Genomic DNA, 18,511 nt, shown 5'->3' with positions numbered 1-18,511 from the left:
ATAACAAGCATTATCAAAAGAAAAAACAATTACATTATTAGAGGAGGCTTCGTGTTGGATATTAAAGTAAATACGAGAAAAATTTTAGTAACGCTCTGTTTAATGTTGGTCATTTCTACTATTCTTAGTTTCTCTACTTATGCGGCTTCTAACAATCAATCGCCCATTGTTGTAGCATCTGAGAGAATCCCAAAGCAAACTATTACGCTGGGACAACCGCGAAAGGTGATTGACTTAAGTAAGGTTTTCTATGATGCCGATGGAGACACATTAACTTATAAGGTTGTGCCAACTCCTGTTGGAATTGTTGCGACACAAGTTAACGGCGACCAACTTATTATTGAAGGGGTAGCACCTGGCATTACAAGAATAAAAGTAACTGCAGATGATGGGAAGGTAGGACGAGCTATGACCAGCTTCGATGTAGAGGTTTTACTTCAAGCCAATACAGATCCCGTAGTAGCAGAGGCTCTTACAAATCAAACATTAGCTGTTAATAGCGCGGATAGTACTATTGATATTAGCAATGTATTTACAGATGCAGATAATGATGTTTTAACATTGAGTGCCGTATCGAATGATACAGACATCGCTACTGTTAGTTTGAATGGCACAATTTTGAGCATTTCACCTCAAAAAGTTGGTGCAGCTACGATTACTTTAACGGCTACTGATGGCAATGGGGGCACTATTTCAACAAACTTTACAGTAACAGTTACAGAAGCTTCTTCTAATCATGCGCCAATCGTAGCGAAAACGATTAAAGATCAACGAGGAAATGAAAATGGAGTTATTTGGAATATAGAACTAAACGATATATTTACCGATGAAGATCAAGATACCCTAACATTAAGTGCGAATTCAAGTAATGAGGCAGTTGCTGCCGTTACTTTAAATGGGACTACTCTCTCACTACAACCGAAAGCAGTCGGATCAAGCACAATTACAGTAACAGCTAAAGATGGAAATGGTGGACAAGTGTCAACAATCTTTATAGTAACTATTGAAGCACCGACATTTTTTATATCTGATTTTTTACAAGGTGGGAGCGGTAGAGATGTCATCCAACTATCTAATCCTAATATGGAAAATACTGCAGGATATGAATTTGTAATCCATCAATATAATCCGGCAACAGGCACTCGCAACGTTGAAAAAGAGAGTATATATAGTTCGAATATTGCAAATTACATCATAATTAATGAAATATTTTATGATTTTTTTGATCTAACAAATGCGACATATTATAATACAGAGTTCCATGTTGAAAATGGTAGTTATATTGTAGCAATCGCTTTAGAGCGCAATGGCCAAATCGTCGATTTACTAGGAGATCCAACTTCGACAACTGCTCTTTTACCGAATAATGGTGGTCTTGCACGATATAGCAGATTCCAATCAGGGTCTTCTATCTTTGAAAGCTCTGAATGGAGACAGTTACAGCTTGGTGATTATTCTACTATTAATAAATAAAGCGAACTAATAAGTGTTTTATATTTTGATCAGAAATGGGTGAGTCGTATTCGATACAAAAAAAATAAAGGATCAAGCTTATTGCTCATTTTAATTGCATTGGCGCTATGCTTAGCGCCAATGTCTAACGCCTCAGCAGCACAAAATGACTTAGGTTCTTTTAATAATGCTAGTAATATAGAGGATATGAAATCCGCAATGCTTAGTGATTGGAATGTATTACACTATACATCTGGTGCACATCAATTGTATTTGAATTTCAAATTAGCGGATCAGAACGAATTAGCCAATTGGATGATAGAGAAGCGTCCACAAGCTGGTTATAATTCAATTACTCTATTAAGACAGACCTATTTAAATGCTCTCATAGCTCGTTCATTATTAATAAATGTCAATAGTGCTGTTGATGCTTTTGAGTTATGGACAGTATTTGAAGAAGAAACACAGTTGGACTTGAGTGACTACAATTTGTTAACTACGGAAGAACAAGATGAAGTGTGTAAACAATTGCTTCAAGTTCGACCTACTGAAGGTTTTGATAAAATTGAAATGTTACAAACTGAAATCAATACCATACTTTATCAAGTGCTTTCAAATAAAGTGCAAAACGATAAAAGTTCCTTGGCAGTGATATATAGCGTAGGGGATTCAGCAACATCAGTCACACAAAAACTTACATTACCGACTGTAGGTATGAATGGCACAACAATTAGTTGGTCATCTAATAAGTCTGACATTATAGCGAATGATGGTAAGGTGACTCGACCGACTGCAATGCAGGGTAATCAATCTGTAGTGTTAACGGCGACCATTTCAAAAGGAAATGTAACAGAATCGAAAACATTCACAATTATTGTGAAAGCTTTATCAAATTCTTCAAATGCGAATTTGAAAAATTTAACGATTTCAAGCGGTACATTAAGCCCTGCTTTTAACAAAGATATAAAAACATATACAGCGAAAGTTTCTGCTGGAGTAGATAGTGTCATCATTACACCGACTGTAGAAGATAGCAAATCCACAGTGACTGTAAACGGAACACTCGCTACACAGTCTGTAAAACTAGCTACAGGTTTAAATACAATTTCTGTGATAGTAACGGCGGTTGATGGAGCGTATCAGCTCTACACAATTTTAATTTCAAAGGAAGCGCCTCCTGCTACAAGTGATAGTAACAATAGCTCTGACACACCAAGCACAACGCCGACACCAGATCCGGCACCGACAGATGCAGCAATTCTTATCGTCAATGGTGAAGAGATGTCACTTGGTAAGGCTATAAAATCGACAGTTAATAATCAGAAGGTAATTACACTACTAGTGGATTCAGCCAAACTTCAAGAAAAGCTACAAACTACAGGTAATAACGCTATCATAACGATTCCTATGAGTGACACCAATGCAGACATGATGATCGGTGAGCTAAATGGTGAAATCGTGAAAACTATGGAGAATAAGCAGGCAACAATTGTCGTCCAAACACCGACAGCCTCTTATAAATTACCTGCCCAACAAATTAATATTGATGCTATCTCGCAACAATTAGGCGCAACAGTTGCTCTAAAAGATATTAAAATTCGTATAGAGCTTGCTAAAGTAACGGCAGAAGCAGCACAAATAGTAGATACTGCCGCAAATGAACAGAATTTCTCTTTAGTGACAAAGCCAATTGACTTTAAAGTGACTTATACATTTGGAAACACTACAGGTGAAATTAGTAAATTTAACACCTATATAGAACGTACAATTGCACTTCCAAACGATACGGATTTAAGCAAAATCACAACAGCTGTTGTGGTGAGACCAGATGGCACAACTTACCACGTGCCAACGAAAGTTGTTCAAAAAGAAGGAAAGCACTATGCAGTAATCAATAGTTTAACAAATAGTTTATATACGGTCGTATGGCATCCTGTTGCATTTAATGATGTAACAACCCATTGGGCAAAGGATAGCATTAATAATCTTGGCTCTCGCTTCATTATTGATGGCACGAGTCAGGGTGTATTTGAACCAAATAAAGATATTACACGTTCGCAATTTGTCGCAATAATGGTGCGCGGTTTAGGGTTGAAGCCAAGTGAAGGTACAATAAAATATAGCGACGTTGCACAAGATGCATGGTACGCACACTATTTAAATACAGCTACAGAATATAATCTTATTCAAGGTTATGGTAACGGCAAATTTGGACCAAATGATAAAATAACACGTCAGCAAGCGATGACTATTTTAGCCAGAGCATTGTCCCTAACGAATATCAATACAAGTATCACAGAGGATGAAATTAATTCAATTTTAGCCCCATTTAGTGACAATCAACAAATAGCTGATGATGCAAAACGTTACATTGCCCTATCGGTGAAAACAGGTCTTGTTACAGGAAGAAGCAATCAAATGATAGCCCCAGCAGATAATATTACACGTGCAGAGGTTGCGGTAATAATCGAGCGCTTCCTAAAAACTTCAAAGTTAATTGATTAAAAAAATTAAGCCATTATACAACAAGCCTCGCATAGCAGTTTTGCTGTGCGAGGCTTGTTACTGTATATAGATTTATTGTAGCGCTTCTTGCATAGCAGTGAGCAGTTGTTCGCAAGCAATAATACGCTCACCACCGCCTTGCACCATTTGATCGCTACCACCGCCTTTACCATTAATACATGGTAAAACGTTTGTAGCAAGCTCTTTCATGCTGGTGTCTACTTGTGTACCGCGAGCAGCTACAAATTGTAATTTATCTTCATTTTCTGAAACAAGTAGGGCAATCACATCAGCACGTTCAGCGACAATAAAACGGGCTAATTTTTGGAGCTCTTGTATCGTGCGATTATGAAAAGCAATAGCGATAATATGTGTATCACTAGCAGCTAATGCTTTTGCCTCATAGGTAAGCAATTCCTCTCTTGCCGCTACAAGCGCTTTTTCTGTCGTTTTTTGGCTTGCTAAAAGCTTTGTAAGGGCAGTTGCTGCTTCGGTTTCTGGCACACTTAACTGTCTAGCCACGTCCGCCAGTACGGTCTTGCGCATCGCTAGCTCTGCTAAAACTCGCCCTCCGCATACAAAGGAGACCCGTACATTGCCTTTCATTTTTTCTGTTCCTAGAATTTTAATTGCGCTAACTTGCCCTGTAGATGTCGGGTGTGTTCCACCGCAGCCATTGTAGTCGAAATCAGGGATGATGACTAAACGAATAGCTCCTGTGACAGCTACCTCTTTACGCAAGTTATAGTCAGCAAGTTGCTGTTCGGTAATCCATTTTGTTTCTATTGGACGGTTTTCTAAAATAATAGCATTTGCCCGAGCTTCAGCCGCCGCAAGCTGTTCATTTGATAATGAGTCTACAGCAATATCTATTGTAACTTGTTCACTACCGAGGTGAAAGCTTACAGTTGGTGCATCAAAAAGTTCGACAAATGCTGCTGTTAAAATATGCTGTCCAGCGTGCTGTTGCATATGATCAAATCTGCGCTTCCAGTTCAATTTGCCATGTACTTCGCCAGAAAGAGTGGAAGCTTCACCCTCGATATAGTGGCGTATTTCATCGTCAATCTTTTCGACATCGATTACGTTAGTATTGTTTAAAGTACCTGTATCATGTGGTTGACCACCGCCGGTAGGGTAAAAGGCGGTATTAGAAAGCACAACGTACTGGCGTCCATCCGGCTCACTACCGGTACGTACAACCGTTGCTGTAAACTCTTGTTGCATAGCGTCTTGATAATATAGTAGCTCTTTCATTAAAAAGCCTCCTTTATGTAATAGGTATGTAGCTTGCCAAGCGTTAACTGTTAGCTCATTTTGATTGCTGAAAAATAGCATACGGCTAAAAGTTTTATTTTATTGTGTCATAATTGCATGAAGGTGTATACAGGTTTTCTAGTTGACCCATGCTGAAATTGATTTATTATAGAAAAGAATAGGTAAAGATAAAGGAGCTAGTATAAATGGATATTACACAATTCTCGATGGAAGAAATTTTAGATCCGACGAATATTATTGAAGGTAAACGTTTTGAATTTATTTTAGATGTGGACATTGACGAAGAGGATGAGCTATACCATGAAGCAGGTATTGAAATTCGTGTTTTAATTGGTGAAAAAGAAGGAGCTCCATTTATTTTAAATTATTTCATTATGGAGAAGGCAGAGGGAGAGTATTTAGACTTTGCACTGGAAGATGATGAATTAGAAGAAATTTTAACGTTCTGCAAAGAAGAAATCACAAAAGCTTAAGTACGTAAAACGGGTAGAGAAAAACAATTGTTTTTCTTTACCTGTTTTTTTGTCACGATAAATTAGAAAATGGTAGTACTGGAAACGTGCATTTGTATTTCGCTTTTTGTTAACATTAATTTAAAGTCGCTGTGTGAGGCGGAACGTGTCCTCTATATATGAACCAGTATATAGAATTAGGATATGAATAAGGGGGTTTGTAGGATGAAGTTCGTAATTATTGGGGGAGATGCGGCGGGAATGTCAGCCGCTATGGAGATTTATAGAAATGTACCAGGGGCAGAAATTACCTCTTTAGAGCGTGGATTTATTTATTCATATGGACAATGTGGATTGCCTTATGTAGTAGATGGTCGGATTTCATCGACAAGGCGCCTAATCGCGCGAGATGTGGAGACATTCCGTGATAAATATGGTATTGATGCACGCGTTGGACATGAGGTCGAACGCATCGATGTTGAGAACCAGCTTGTTATGGGTACGCAATTTTCAGGCGAACCATTCGAAATTGCTTATGATAAGCTTCTTATCGCTACTGGAGCGGATCCGATAATGCCAGTAAAGAAAGGTGCAGAATTAGCTGGTATTCATAAAATTAAAACAATACCTGGATTAGAAGAATTACTGGCCGATTTATCGCCAAATATCGAACAGGTGACCATTCTTGGTGGAGGCTATATCGGACTTGAAATGGCCGAAACGATTCATGCATGTAATAAAAAAGTTCGACTGATACAACGAGGTAGTCAAGTTGCCAATATTTTAGATGAAGAACTAGCAAAGCATGTTCATGATGAGGCGAAAAAGCAAGGAATAGAGCTTCTATTAAATACGAATGTTGAAGGCTTTGAAGGCTCTTCACGAGTTGAACGAATCATTACAAATAATGGCGTGTTAGAGACGGATTTAGTAATTGTCGCTGCTGGCATAAAACCGAACACACAATTTTTAGATGGGACAAACATTGCACTAGCTAAAAATGGAGCCATCGTTGTTAACCGCCATTTAGAGACGTCGGTTGAGAATATCTATGCGGCTGGAGATTGTGCAACCCATTTTCATATTGTAAAGGAACGCTTAGATTATGTACCTCTTGGAACGACAGCAAATAAGCAGGGGCGCTTAGCTGGACTGAATATGTCTGGAAAGTTTGCACCGTTTCGGGGCATTGTTGGCACCTCTATAATGAAATTCTTTGATTTGACAATCGCTACTACAGGCATCAATGAAAACACTGCCAAAAAGCTTGGGTTCGATTACGAGGCATATAAACTCTCAGCACGTCATATTGCAGGCTACTACCCAGGCGCACAACGGATGTATATTAAAATTGTTGTGCAAAAGAGAGATCAGCAACTATTAGGGGCACAAATCGTTGGACCTGCTGGTGTAGATAAACGTATTGATGTCTTTGCTACCGCTTTATACAATAAAATGACATTACCGGACTTACTCGATTTAGATTTAGCATATGCCCCACCTTTCAATGGGGTATGGGATCCTTTACAACAAGCTGCAAGAATGAATGGACGGATCTAGTGAATAGTTAGTTAGCAATGAAGGTGTGAATACCCGCGAAATAGAGGGTGATACCCGCGGAAAAGGTGTGAATACCCGCGAAATAGAGGGTGATACCCGCGGAAAAGGTGTGAATACCCGCGAAGTAGAGAGAAATACCCGCGAACAGATGAATACAACGTAAACAAAACAAAGGATTCATGCACATTTTGTGTATGAATCCTTTGTTTGTAATGGATAAAGTTAAGGTTGCTGTAAGCTTGCGACAATTTTGCTGTAAGTTTGGGGTCGTATACTGTAATCAGAAAGAGGTGAGCGTATATGACGCCATTATTAAAAGTAGAAAATGTAGGTAAAACGTATGGCAAAGGCGCGAATACATTTACAGCGCTAGCAAATATAACATTTGAAGTAGCGCAAGGTGAGTTCGTCGGTGTAATGGGACCTTCTGGTGCAGGGAAATCGACGCTTTTAAATGTTTTAGCAACCATTGATACGCCAACAACGGGCGATATTGTAATAGGTAATACAAATTTAGCGCATATGAAAGATACGCAATTAGCAGATTTTCGTCGTGATAATTTAGGGTTTATCTTCCAAGATTATAATTTGCTCGATTCATTAACCGTGCGCGAAAATATTGTACTACCACTTGCCATTGCAAAGGTGCCACAGAAGGAAATTGCTATACGGGTAGAGCGTATTGCACAGTTATTTGGCATTAGTGAGCTACTTGAAAAATATCCTTACCAAATTTCAGGTGGTCAAAAGCAAAGAACAGCATCATCTCGTGCATTAGTAACAGCACCGAAGCTTATTTTCGCTGATGAACCAACAGGAGCACTCGATTCAAAATCAGCGACAGATTTACTCGAAAGTTTAAGTGATTTGAATCAATCCCATGCGGCAACCATCATGATGGTTACACACGATGCGTTTGCAGCAAGCTTCTGTCAACGCATTCTCTTTATCCAAGATGGGCAGCTATCTAAGGAAATTCATCGTGGGATACAAACGAGAAAGCAGTTTTTTCAGGAGATATTACAGGTGCTTGCAGGCATCGGAGGTGGAGTAAATGACGTTATTTAGCTTGGCGCGCAAAAATATTCAGCGCAATTTGTCGAATTATTTTTTATACATCGCTTCGATGGTGTTTAGCATCGTCATTTACTTTACATTTGTCACGTTAAAATACAATGATGAGCTTGCGGCTTCAACAAATATGTCGCAACAAATTAAAGGACTAATGAGTGCATCGTCGATTGTACTGTTATTTTTCATTGTGATTTTTATCGCGTATTCCAATTCGTTTTTTATGAAGAAGCGGAAAAAAGAAGTGGCACTCTATTCACTATTAGGTGTACGTAAGCAAAAAATAGGATTAATGCTCTTTTTTGAGAATTTAGTTATTGGGCTTTTATCATTGATTTTAGGCATTGTACTAGGCTTTTTTATGTCAAAGGTGCTAGTAACAATTTTAGTGCGACTGATGGGCTATCAAGTCGTAGCAAATTTAACATTTACACCGGAAGCAGTGCTTCAAACAGCAGGGATTTTTGCGGTGCTATTCTTATTTACGTCCTTACAGGGCTACAGAGTTATCTACCAATTTAAATTAATCGACTTGTTTCATGCAGAGAAGCAAGGGGAGAAAATTCCCCGTGCATCCCTTTTGGCAGCAATACTGGGCACAGTGTTTATTGGATTTAGTTATTACACAGCCTCTACAGATATTTTCACAAGCTCTATTTGGAAATTATTCTCGATTCTTGGTACGCCACTTCTAGTAATAGGTTTGACAATTGCAGGGACATACTTATTGTTTCATAGTGTCAGCGTGTTCGTGCTGACGGCGCTAAAAAACGCTACATCTTGGTCGTGGAGAGGGTTAAATTTAATAGGTGTTTCACAGCTATTGTATCGTATACGTGCAAATGCTAAATCGTTGTCTATCATCGCCATTCTAAGTGCTACAACGATTACCGCAGGTGGTGGTGTTTTTGGAATGTACTACAATACCGAAGCAACGGTGCGTCATATGTTACCAAACACATTTATGTGGAAAGGTGAAGCAGTAGAGTTTGACCAACAAAACGTGTTATACAATGAAACGATTGATGCCAAAAATTTACGTGTCGATAATGAATTTGCTTTTTTTGAATATACATTATTGAAGGAATCCGATTACAATCGTTTAGCGACATTACAGGGGACAAATCGTGAACTGCATATAGCAGATGGTTCAGCTATTTTACTAGATGTTAATTTTGATGAACGTTTTTCACATGACTTTACGGGTGAAAACTTTAAATTGCAGAGTGGGGAATCCTTTTATATCGACAAAATGTACACAGATAGTGTGCTAAACTTTATGTCAGCTGGTACGGTGCTTGTCGTAAACGACCAAGTTTTTGCTGCGACGAATGCCGAAGCGGTAACCATGCAGCTTATTGCTATGGATGATGATTTAAAGCAGCAAAGTGTGTCTAAAGAAATTTATGAACAACTATCAACTGAGCAACAAGAATGGTTTTCAAGTGTTCCTCAAAGCTATGAGGATAGTTTAGGTACAGTCGGCTCATTACTATTTGTAGGCAGTTTTTTAGGGCTTGTATTTTTAGCCGCTACTGGCAGTATTATTTACTTTAAAGTGTTAACAGAGGCAGAAGAAGATCAGGCGAAGTATGCAGTATTAAATAAAATCGGTGTGAATAGTAAGCAAATATTGAAGACAGTCGCAGGACAGGTTGCTGTTATATTTAGCGCACCACTTGTGGTCGGTATCGTACACAGTGCTTTCGCGCTACTAGCGTTTTCACAATTATTTAATATGGATATAACGAAGCCTGTACTATTATGGATGATTGCCTATTCAATCATTTACGGCTTGTATTATCTCTTTACTGTACGGTCGTTTTATAAAATTGTGAGACAGGGGAATTAATATGAAAAAGATGTTTATTAGTATAGGAGCACTGTTTATCCTGTTTGTGGCAGGTCTAATTGTACTTATGACCGTAGACTTTAATCGTTTAAATAAAGATACTTACTATGTGCATATTACCTCAGATGGGGAATTGGAAGAATATAAGGCTGATGATGGACAAATACTCCAAACGTATTGGTATGAGCTACCGGCATTTAAAGAAAACGGAGAAGAGATGACATTGAAATTTTCTGCACAAAAAAATCTGCGTCTGGACGCCTATTTAAAGCTTTACGTGAAAAAGGAAAATGAAGTGACATCTTATGATGAAATACAATTTGATGATATGCCAGCAAAAGTGCAGGCTCAAATGAAATAATAAAGAGGAGCAGTCCATAAAGAATGGGGGCTGCTCCTTTTACATTTTGATTGTTTATAATTGAATAGTTACTGTAGTTCCTTTTTGCTCTTCAGATAGGATGGTTACGGTTCCTCCGTGAGCTTCAATAATATCTCGTGCAATTGCAGTTCCCAGTCCAGTACCTTGTATTTGCTCAGTATTGGTTCCACGGTAATAGCGCTCAAAAATATGGGCTAAATCTTCGGCACTTATGCCCCGACCATTATCGGCTATAGTAATGGTGTTCGTATCAACCGTTACATGTACGTTTACATCGGGAGGATTATGCAGCAATGCATTGTATAAAAAATTCACTACAGCCCGTCGCATAAAATGTTCATCTATAGAATGTAGAATAACCTCTGCTGTAGCATCAAAGTCGATATTTGCTTGCTCATAGGGAGGTGTATTGAGTGTGTCAATGACAATTTCGCGCATAAACTGTACCATATTCACTTCCGTTAAAGTTAGCGGAAGTTGCTGATGTCTAAGTCGCATTGTTAAATTTAAATCATCTAGTAATTCTTGCATATGCAAAGACTGCTTTTCAATAATTTGGGCATATTCCGTTCGATCGCTTGGCGATAAGTTCCGATCATTTAATAACTCTGCATAACCCCGAATGGATGCAAGTGGCGTCTTCATATCGTGCGAGACGTTACTAATCCACTCCTCACGCATCATCTCTAAACGCTTGCGTTCTTGCTCATGGGCAGCCAACTCGCTCGATACTTCACTTAAATTTTCAAATACTGGACGATACAGACCTTTTGGCACTTTTATAGGTAAATGTTTGTGATTTTTTAAATGCTGAATGCGTTCAATCATGGCGTAAAGGGGCTTAGTGAGCGTGCGACCGAATAACCAACCAACAAGCGTTGCAACTAGTAAATCCGCAATAATGATAAGCAAGCCATACTTTCCGATAAGTTGTAATGTAGATGCGCCTGAAAGATGAACCACGTATCTTGAAACGCCACTGCCTTTAATACCGATTAAATAGTTAATGTTATCTTTACTTCCTACATAAACTGTTGTATCAACATCGAATTCTTTATATTTATAAACTTGAATTAAATCAATAGGCGCATAATGAGAAAGTGCCTCTTGAGGTTCAAAATAAGCATCCGTCACTTGGCCATTTACATCAAGCAATTGAATCCAAGCATTTCGTTGGTGTAATTGTTGAAGCCCTTCTTTACTGACAGAAGGAAGCCCATTGCTCACATCAATATACTGCTGGAACTCGCGTACAAAAATTTCCTCGGTATCTGCGGTAGCATCATTAAATTTGTTAAATTGCTGATAGAGAATTAGTCCAAATAATATGGCAGTATTAACAAAAATAACGATGATGACAATCGATAAGATGGAAAGTAAAAAGCGTGCTGTTAAGCGCCATTTCATCGTTGTAACTCTTTTGGCACAACTAATTTATAGCCAAGCCCTTTAACAGTTGTAATAAAAACCGGTTTAGATGGATCTACTTCAATCTTTTCACGAAGACGACGTATGTGCACCATAACTGTATTGTCTGAGCCAAAGAAATCCTCGCTCCATACACGTTCAAATAATGTTTCCTTGCTTAAAATACGGTTAGGATTATGCATAAAACAAGCCATTAAACCAATCTCCTTAGCCGTTAACTCTAATAAAGTACCGTCTTTATGTACTTCTGTTTCATCACTATTGAGCACGAATGGTCCAACTTGAATCGCCTTTGCAACAGGTAATGGTGTCTCCTGTATTTGATAGCCGGCACGACGTAGCTGAGCCTTTACACGATAAGCAACTTCTTTAGGGCTAAAAGGTTTTGTAATATAATCGTCACCACCAATAGCGAGCCCTAATATTTTATCGATTTCTTCATTTTTGGCTGATAAGAACAGCACTGGAATATGCGAAACTTCACGAATTCGACGGCACAAATCATAGCCTTCACCGTCTGGAAGCATGACATCAAGGAGCACAATGTCGGGGGTTGTTTGTTGAAAGCTTATCCAAGCTTTTTCAATGGAGTCAGCTGTATGAATTTGTTTATAGCCTTCTTTTAGGAGACTGACCTTTAGAAGATTGGCTAAATCAGCTTCATCTTCTACAATTAATATGGTTGGTTCTGCCATCGGATGCTTACACCCTTTCTATTTTTAGTTTAAATAAAGGTCTTGTTGTTAAATATTACTTCTTTATCAGCCTTATTATAAATGAAAGTGAGACAAAGACGAAGCACGATGAATGGAGCAACAAGTAACAACTACGCTGTTAACCAGCACAGCTCATACTTCGATATGATAATTGTAAATTTAGTGTAGTTTTACTCGTATTTGCAGGAACTATCGAACTCGCTGTCGAAATGAATGGTATACGCAGTGATGCGTAGCTATCAAGTAAACGCAATAAGCTTTAAATGAAGTCTTCTCACATAGTAGATTTGTTCTTGAATAACTAATAATAATGGCTCTCTGCTCGTATAAGTGGAGAGCTATCTTTTACCCTTGTGTAGACTACATAAAATAATTTTTTGGATTGGGAGAGTGAACAAACATGATTTCTGATTTACAAATGCATGAAAAAGCTAATCAACCAGAAAATGACGAAAGTGTTCAGCAGCCTAAAGCTGTGGAAACATTGTTTGTGAATGATTTCATAGACGGTATTTTAGATCCACAGCAAAAAATGCTTGGTCCTGTCAAAAATGGTGGCACAATTATTGCCAATACGACACCAGGGTGTTGGGGGCCGATGTTAACGCCAACCATTCGTGGTGGACACGAAGTAACAAAGCCGGTCTTTGTAGAAGGTGCCGAAGTAGGCGATGCAATTGTTATCACAATAAAATCTATACAGGTAACATCACTTGCGACGGCATCTGGGCATGACGAGGCAATAATTGACCGTTTTATCGGTGATCCGTTTGTATCAGTAAAATGTCCCGGCTGTGGTAAACTTCATCCAGCTACTGTAGTGGATGGTATTGGGCCGCATGCAATACGCTGTTCAACTTGTGATACTGAAACTGCGCCATTTAAAATGACAAATGGTTATACAATGGCACTAGACCAAAAGGGGAATATCGGTTTAACCGTAGGGCGAGAGGGTGCTCGACGTATTGCATTGGATGCAAAAAATTATATGCGCACGCCTGAAAACTCTGTGCAAAACCCTGTCGTTGCTCTTGCACCAAGTGACTTAATCGGCGTTATGGCAAGAATGCGACCATTTTTAGGTCAGCTAGGGACAACGCCTTCAAAGGCGATGCCAGATTCTCATAATGCCGGTGATTTTGGCTCATTTTTAATAGGAGCTCCACATGAATATGCATTTACGCAAGCAGAATTAGATACTCACCGAACAGATGGGCACATGGATATTAGCCGTGTTCGTGAGGGGGCTACAATTATTTGCCCTGTAAAAGTACCAGGTGGTGGCGTGTACATTGGTGATATGCATGCCATGCAAGGAGACGGTGAAATTGCTGGACATACAACAGATGTCGCAGGAATCGTACAACTACAGGTAAGTGTATTGAAAAAAGTAGCACTTGAAGGTCCGATATTATTACCAAATGAAGAAGATCTTCCATACACAGCAAAGCCTTTTTCAAAAGAAGAAAAACGTAGAGCCCGCGAACTTGCGGAGGAATTTGGTGTCAAACAGGTGGAAGAAGTGTTCCCTGTTTCGATAGTGGGTACAGGTACAACATTAAATGATGCGACAACTAATGCAATTAGCAGAGCCGCAAAGCTATTTGAAATGACTGAGCCAGAAGTAATGAATCGTGCAACCATTACGGGTTCCATAGAAATCGGCCGCCATCCAGGTGTCGTTACGGCAACATTCCAAGTTCCGAAGACGGTGCTAAAAAAAGCACGAATATACAAACCGATTAAAAAGCAATATGATTAAAAACAAGTAAACATGAAAACTCTTACCACAAAAACGATATTTTAAATACCTCGGCACGAGCCTAGTAAATGTATGCATACATTGGGCTCGTGCTTTACTATTTTGACTTTTCAGCATTGTCAAAAATATGAAGTTCTGAAATTGAAATCTTATTTTTAGCTGATATAATAGAAAAAGCTTCTACATGTATAGATGATGACAATTCATATAAAGTTGATTTCTAGGATGGTGACTATGGCCGATTTCGTACGTTTACAAGAAAAAGATGTAAAAAATCATCGTTTAAAAGCATATTTAGCTAAGATGAGTGGAGGTGGACATGCTCCTTCTAGAACTAATTTCGCTGATGCGTTAACAGGTGCTGCTGGTGGTTTACTATGTATCTTTGTATTACTTTGTTTAACAAACTATACAGGGACACCGTGGTTAATGGCATCACTTGGGGGGAGCTGTGTACTGGTATTTGTCGTATGGAATGCGCCGCTGTCACAACCTCGAAATATTATAGGTGGGCATATGATTTCAGCTTTTATCGGCGTGGCAATGTATTCATTGTTAGGATCGAGCGTTATTTCGATTAGTCTTGCAGTCGGCTTGACTATTTTCTGTATGGCACTTGCTGGGGTAATACATCCACCGGCAGGAGCAAACCCGATTATCATTATTTTAGGCGGCTACGGCTGGAGCTATTTAATAATGCCAGTATTCATAGGGGCAGTGATTATTGTCATTTTTGGCTTGCTAATTAATAATTTACGACAAACGAGAAAGTACCCACAATTTTGGTAAACAAATTTTTTTGAAAAATTTTTATTAAAATGTGTAACTATTTTGTTTCGTTGTCCGTCTACTGTCTAGGAAGTAAAGTATAAACTGATTTAGGAAACAGTTTACACTTTAAATATTTAATAAATGGACGCTGCCATAAAATAGCGTCAGCAATGAGCCGTCTGAGACAATGCACTGGGCTACCAACTTAAGAGCAGTTGTCAGATGCGCTCATTTGCCTTAGTATGTAAAGTAATGAGCTTTGTAAGTATATATAGCTAATTAGAGCTAAAGTGTTTGTCTTGATGAACACTTTAGCTCTTTTGTCTGTCCTTATTCATAACTTATTAGCATATCTTGGATAGGATTTGTTATATTGAAGAAAGAATAAAAATAATTTAAAAACGAATTATACCATGATAGGGGAAGATCTTTGTTGCGTGAAATTGATGGGGGGCTCTGGTTGTATGCTGTTGGATTGTGATGAGCAATTATTCATAACATATAGACAAAGTGGCGAAAACGGAGCCGAAAAGTTACTTTCAAAATGGGCAGAGGCTGAGGTCACAGCACAAGCTGATCCTAAAATATTAGGTTCTGCTTTGTCACCACAATTATTTTTAGTGAATGAAGAAGCGGCGATGAACATTGCATTTTCGACAGCTCGAAAATATTGGGGACGTGTTTCTACGACGTTACAACTTTTTTTCACTAAGCAGGGCCTGGATACAAAATATGTGAATGACCGACTGAATGCCTTTTTTTACACTCAAAAAGGGAAGGAAATCTTTTTTGACCAACTTTTTGCCCAGCATACAATGGATTTGGAGCGTTTAGTCTGGCTTGTGTTTGGCAAGCGATGGCAGGTACAGTTGCCAGAAGATGACTTACAAACGATATATTTATATAAATTTGAAAATGATTATTTTGTGCATATGATTTATAAAGAAGAACATTTATTTTGGCATTGGCTGTTTATGAAAAAAGTTTATTCACTGCTTATCCACAAACCATTAGAACAATTCACATTTATTTATGAAATTATGGGACATTTTGAACAATCTTCAGCAATTACTTATACACATGTGAATAACTTTGTGCATAATTACAGAAAAAATCTGGATAAGTGTATAACTTATGTGGATAAATGCAATCCTTCCTGTTTAGCGAAAAAACAGTTACGTCTTTATCAAATTGTGACCCACTATCGTTTGTCAGAGGGGCAATATCAACATATTAAAGATTTAATTACTTCATTTGAGGCTGATTGGCGTTATTCTATGTATGCATTAACAGAGAAAGAAAAGGTCTTAATTGCCTATATTTTATTGCATATAGCACATCAAGAGCGAGATTATGACAATGTTCTTCATTATGGTGAATATTTATTAGAAGATGAACGGCTTAATAACTACGCAATCGAAATTTTGCTAGAATATAAGGATTTACTGCCAAATCGAAAGCCAACACCGCCGGCCATTATTAAAAATTATCATCTTAATTATTTAGAAAATTTGTATGCGGTATTGCTAGATACGTATGTCAGAATGGAACGTTACGAAGAGGGGCTACTGCTCTTAAAAGAACATGTACTGGCATCCAATAAAAAAATAAACGCCGTATTGGTACAGCAAGACTACAGTAAAGAGCAATTAATCGCTCTTGAGGCATCTGTGCAAAAGGATATTGCCCTTCATGTTAATAACTCATTACAACATATTGGACTATCTGTGGAAGAATGGCGCCAACATTATCGTCAACCTGATAGCTCGTATTATTTAGTCGCTCAAAGCGCTTCATTGCATATGATTAATATACTCAAAATTCTTTTTGTTACGGAACAATTTGAGCTATTTGAGAAATTAATCGAAGTATATAAAAAATATTTACTTGTTGAAGACCATTTCGAACAATTACGGATATTTATTAGTGCGTATGTGTAATAGACAAAAGAGTGTCCACTGAAGTCAAACAATGACTTACTTGGACACTCTTTTTAATTTTTTAAATTGTTTGCGTGCCTGACACTACTTACTCTAAAACCCCTTTTTCTTGAAGTGCGTTGATTTGTTCAGCACTATAGCCAAGTGATGTCAGTACTTCTTCGTTATGTTCACCAAGCTTTGCGCCAACATGCTTGTACGCTGGATTGACGCCATCAAATTTAAAAGCAGATGCAATTTGTTTTTGCGTCGTACCATCGTTTTTCGGAATCTCCACAATCATGCCACGAGCTTGTAACTGTGGATGCTCGCATGCTTCTGGAAAAGTTAACACTGGCTCGACACAACCTTCAAAATCTTCATTAAAGACTTCAAGCCATTCGTTGTAGGTTTTCGATAAAAAGGCATCATGCACAGCCTCTTTAAAGCGAATTTGTGTATAGTACGAATCATTAAACGTATTATCGATTAGTTCAGGAATATCTAGTGCTTCACAGAGCAACCTACGAAACTGTGGCTCAAGACTGCCCACGGAGAAAAATCGACCATCCTTTGTTTTATAAAAATCATAGTAGCTACCGCCATTTAAAATTTCTTGTTCGGGTTGCGGTACACGACCGCCGCCGATATAGGCAGAGCCATACATTGCATTAAGAGAAAATACCGCATCGGTCATACTAATATCCACAAACTGACCTTCTCCAGTTTTTTCACGGTGCAGTGCAGCAGCAAGTACCCCGATGGCAGCATGCATCGTACCGCCAGCAATATCTGCTAGCTGAATCCCCATAGAAACGGGCTTTTTGTCTTTATGACGAGAGTAATCGAGCACCCCTGCTAGTGCCAAATAATTATTATCATGCCCAGGTCGGTTGCTATACGGACCCGTTTGACCATAGCCTGTAATCGCACAATAAATCAATTTTGGATTCACTTCTTTTAACGTTTCATAACCGATACCAAGTCTTTGCATAACCCCTGGTCGAAAACCTTCAATGATAACGTCATATTCTTGTACGAGTGTCTTTACAATTTCTATAGCCTCAGGCGCTTTCAAATTTAATGTAAGAGACTTTTTAGAACGATTCAAGTGTTGATGAATATATGCCTCATGATCTTCATCATAGGGAGGCATAATACGCGTTAAGTCAACGCGTTTGGAGGATTCTACATGAATAACCTCCGCACCTAGGTCAGCAAAAATCATTGTCGCCATTGGTCCTGGTAGTAATGCAGAAAAATCGAGAATTTTTAACCCCTTTAAAATACCCAAATCTTCCAACCCCTTTTTGTGTAGGCTACAATGCAGTCGTTTAACATGCATTGGTAGCGCTTTTCTCAT

At 38.5% G+C, this 18,511-nt stretch carries 14 protein-coding genes; 10 read left to right on the top strand and 4 right to left on the bottom strand.

From position 1 onward, the window contains the following. Positions 1-54: 54 nt before the first annotated feature. Positions 55-1,473 (top strand): Ig-like domain-containing protein, encoded by a 1,419-nt coding sequence (locus tag FC748_RS20310; RefSeq protein ID WP_108031172.1) that lies wholly within the window; start codon positions 55-57, stop codon positions 1,471-1,473. 81 nt (positions 1,474-1,554) lie between these two features. Next, a complete protein-coding gene (locus FC748_RS20305; protein ID WP_108031170.1) occupies positions 1,555-3,957 on the top strand; it encodes an immunoglobulin-like domain-containing protein in 2,403 nt (800 codons plus the stop codon). Positions 3,958-4,029: 72 nt separating this feature from the next. Here the strand turns inward: FC748_RS20305 and FC748_RS20300 are convergent, their stop codons facing one another. Then, a complete protein-coding gene (locus FC748_RS20300) occupies positions 4,030-5,214 on the bottom strand; it encodes an alanyl-tRNA editing protein (RefSeq protein ID WP_108031168.1) in 1,185 nt (394 codons plus the stop codon). A 206-nt stretch (positions 5,215-5,420) separates the two neighbouring features. On the opposite strand from FC748_RS20300, the gene FC748_RS20295 reads away from it, so the two are divergent. The 5 genes from FC748_RS20295 to FC748_RS20275 all read left to right on the top strand — a co-directional run bounded on the left by FC748_RS20295 (position 5,421) and on the right by FC748_RS20275 (position 10,531). Continuing rightward, positions 5,421-5,708: a DUF6509 family protein gene (locus FC748_RS20295; protein WP_024360765.1), complete on the top strand. Its 288-nt coding sequence runs from the start codon at positions 5,421-5,423 to the stop codon at positions 5,706-5,708. Positions 5,709-5,912: 204 nt separating this feature from the next. After that, positions 5,913-7,247: an FAD-dependent oxidoreductase gene (locus FC748_RS20290; protein WP_108031166.1), complete on the top strand. Its 1,335-nt coding sequence runs from the start codon at positions 5,913-5,915 to the stop codon at positions 7,245-7,247. Between the two features lie 300 nt (positions 7,248-7,547). Then, on the top strand, positions 7,548-8,315 hold the full coding sequence (locus tag FC748_RS20285; RefSeq protein ID WP_024360763.1) for an ABC transporter ATP-binding protein: 768 nt from the start codon (positions 7,548-7,550) through the stop codon (positions 8,313-8,315). Then, on the top strand, positions 8,302-10,170 hold the full coding sequence (locus FC748_RS20280; protein ID WP_108031164.1) for an FtsX-like permease family protein: 1,869 nt from the start codon (positions 8,302-8,304) through the stop codon (positions 10,168-10,170). Before FC748_RS20285 ends, FC748_RS20280 begins: the two co-directional genes overlap by 14 nt. Before the next feature lies 1 nt (position 10,171). Continuing rightward, positions 10,172-10,531, top strand: a complete 360-nt coding sequence (locus tag FC748_RS20275; RefSeq protein ID WP_024360761.1) for a YxeA family protein — start codon at positions 10,172-10,174, stop codon at positions 10,529-10,531. A 54-nt stretch (positions 10,532-10,585) separates the two neighbouring features. Here the strand turns inward: FC748_RS20275 and FC748_RS20270 are convergent, their stop codons facing one another. After that, on the bottom strand, positions 10,586-11,959 hold the full coding sequence (locus tag FC748_RS20270; RefSeq protein ID WP_024360760.1) for a sensor histidine kinase: 1,374 nt from the start codon (positions 11,957-11,959) through the stop codon (positions 10,586-10,588). Beyond that, positions 11,956-12,675, bottom strand: coding sequence for a response regulator transcription factor (locus FC748_RS20265; protein ID WP_024360759.1), 720 nt, complete (start codon positions 12,673-12,675; stop codon positions 11,956-11,958). Before FC748_RS20265 ends, FC748_RS20270 begins: the two co-directional genes overlap by 4 nt. A gap of 439 nt (positions 12,676-13,114) precedes the next feature. On the opposite strand from FC748_RS20265, the gene FC748_RS20260 reads away from it, so the two are divergent. The 3 genes from FC748_RS20260 (at position 13,115) to FC748_RS20250 (ending at position 17,169) form a co-directional block, all read left to right on the top strand. Then, on the top strand, positions 13,115-14,458 hold the full coding sequence (locus FC748_RS20260; RefSeq protein ID WP_402834685.1) for an acetamidase/formamidase family protein: 1,344 nt from the start codon (positions 13,115-13,117) through the stop codon (positions 14,456-14,458). 234 nt (positions 14,459-14,692) lie between these two features. Next, positions 14,693-15,247 (top strand): HPP family protein, encoded by a 555-nt coding sequence (locus FC748_RS20255; RefSeq protein WP_024360757.1) that lies wholly within the window; start codon positions 14,693-14,695, stop codon positions 15,245-15,247. Positions 15,248-15,693: 446 nt separating this feature from the next. Next, entirely contained in the window at positions 15,694-17,169 is a 1,476-nt protein-coding gene (locus FC748_RS20250) for a hypothetical protein (protein ID WP_108031162.1), read from the top strand. Positions 17,170-17,257: 88 nt separating this feature from the next. Here FC748_RS20250 and FC748_RS20245 read toward each other — a convergent pair whose 3' ends face one another. After that, complete coding sequence (locus FC748_RS20245; protein ID WP_103977991.1) at positions 17,258-18,442, bottom strand: CaiB/BaiF CoA transferase family protein; 1,185 nt, start codon at positions 18,440-18,442, stop codon at positions 17,258-17,260. Positions 18,443-18,511 lie beyond the last annotated feature (69 nt).

Source organism: Lysinibacillus sphaericus, from assembly GCF_005217585.1.
Taxonomy (GTDB): domain Bacteria; phylum Bacillota; class Bacilli; order Bacillales_A; family Planococcaceae; genus Lysinibacillus; species Lysinibacillus sphaericus.
This window is presented reverse-complemented; position numbering and strand designations above follow the sequence as displayed.

Bases quoted from the DNA above. Each gene is read 5' to 3' on its own strand.
- FC748_RS20300 (WP_108031168.1), bottom strand. From the start codon at position 5,214: ATGAAAGAGCTACTATATTATCAAGACGCTATGCAACAAGAGTTTACA.
- FC748_RS20295 (WP_024360765.1), top strand. From the start codon at position 5,421: ATGGATATTACACAATTCTCGATGGAAGAAATTTTAGATCCGACGAAT.
- FC748_RS20290 (WP_108031166.1), top strand. From the start codon at position 5,913: ATGAAGTTCGTAATTATTGGGGGAGATGCGGCGGGAATGTCAGCCGCT.
- FC748_RS20285 (WP_024360763.1), top strand. From the start codon at position 7,548: ATGACGCCATTATTAAAAGTAGAAAATGTAGGTAAAACGTATGGCAAA.
- FC748_RS20280 (WP_108031164.1), top strand. From the start codon at position 8,302: ATGACGTTATTTAGCTTGGCGCGCAAAAATATTCAGCGCAATTTGTCG.
- FC748_RS20275 (WP_024360761.1), top strand. From the start codon at position 10,172: ATGAAAAAGATGTTTATTAGTATAGGAGCACTGTTTATCCTGTTTGTG.
- FC748_RS20270 (WP_024360760.1), bottom strand. From the start codon at position 11,959: ATGAAATGGCGCTTAACAGCACGCTTTTTACTTTCCATCTTATCGATT.
- FC748_RS20265 (WP_024360759.1), bottom strand. From the start codon at position 12,675: ATGGCAGAACCAACCATATTAATTGTAGAAGATGAAGCTGATTTAGCC.
- FC748_RS20260 (WP_402834685.1), top strand. From the start codon at position 13,115: ATGCATGAAAAAGCTAATCAACCAGAAAATGACGAAAGTGTTCAGCAG.
- FC748_RS20255 (WP_024360757.1), top strand. From the start codon at position 14,693: ATGGCCGATTTCGTACGTTTACAAGAAAAAGATGTAAAAAATCATCGT.
- FC748_RS20250 (WP_108031162.1), top strand. From the start codon at position 15,694: ATGCTGTTGGATTGTGATGAGCAATTATTCATAACATATAGACAAAGT.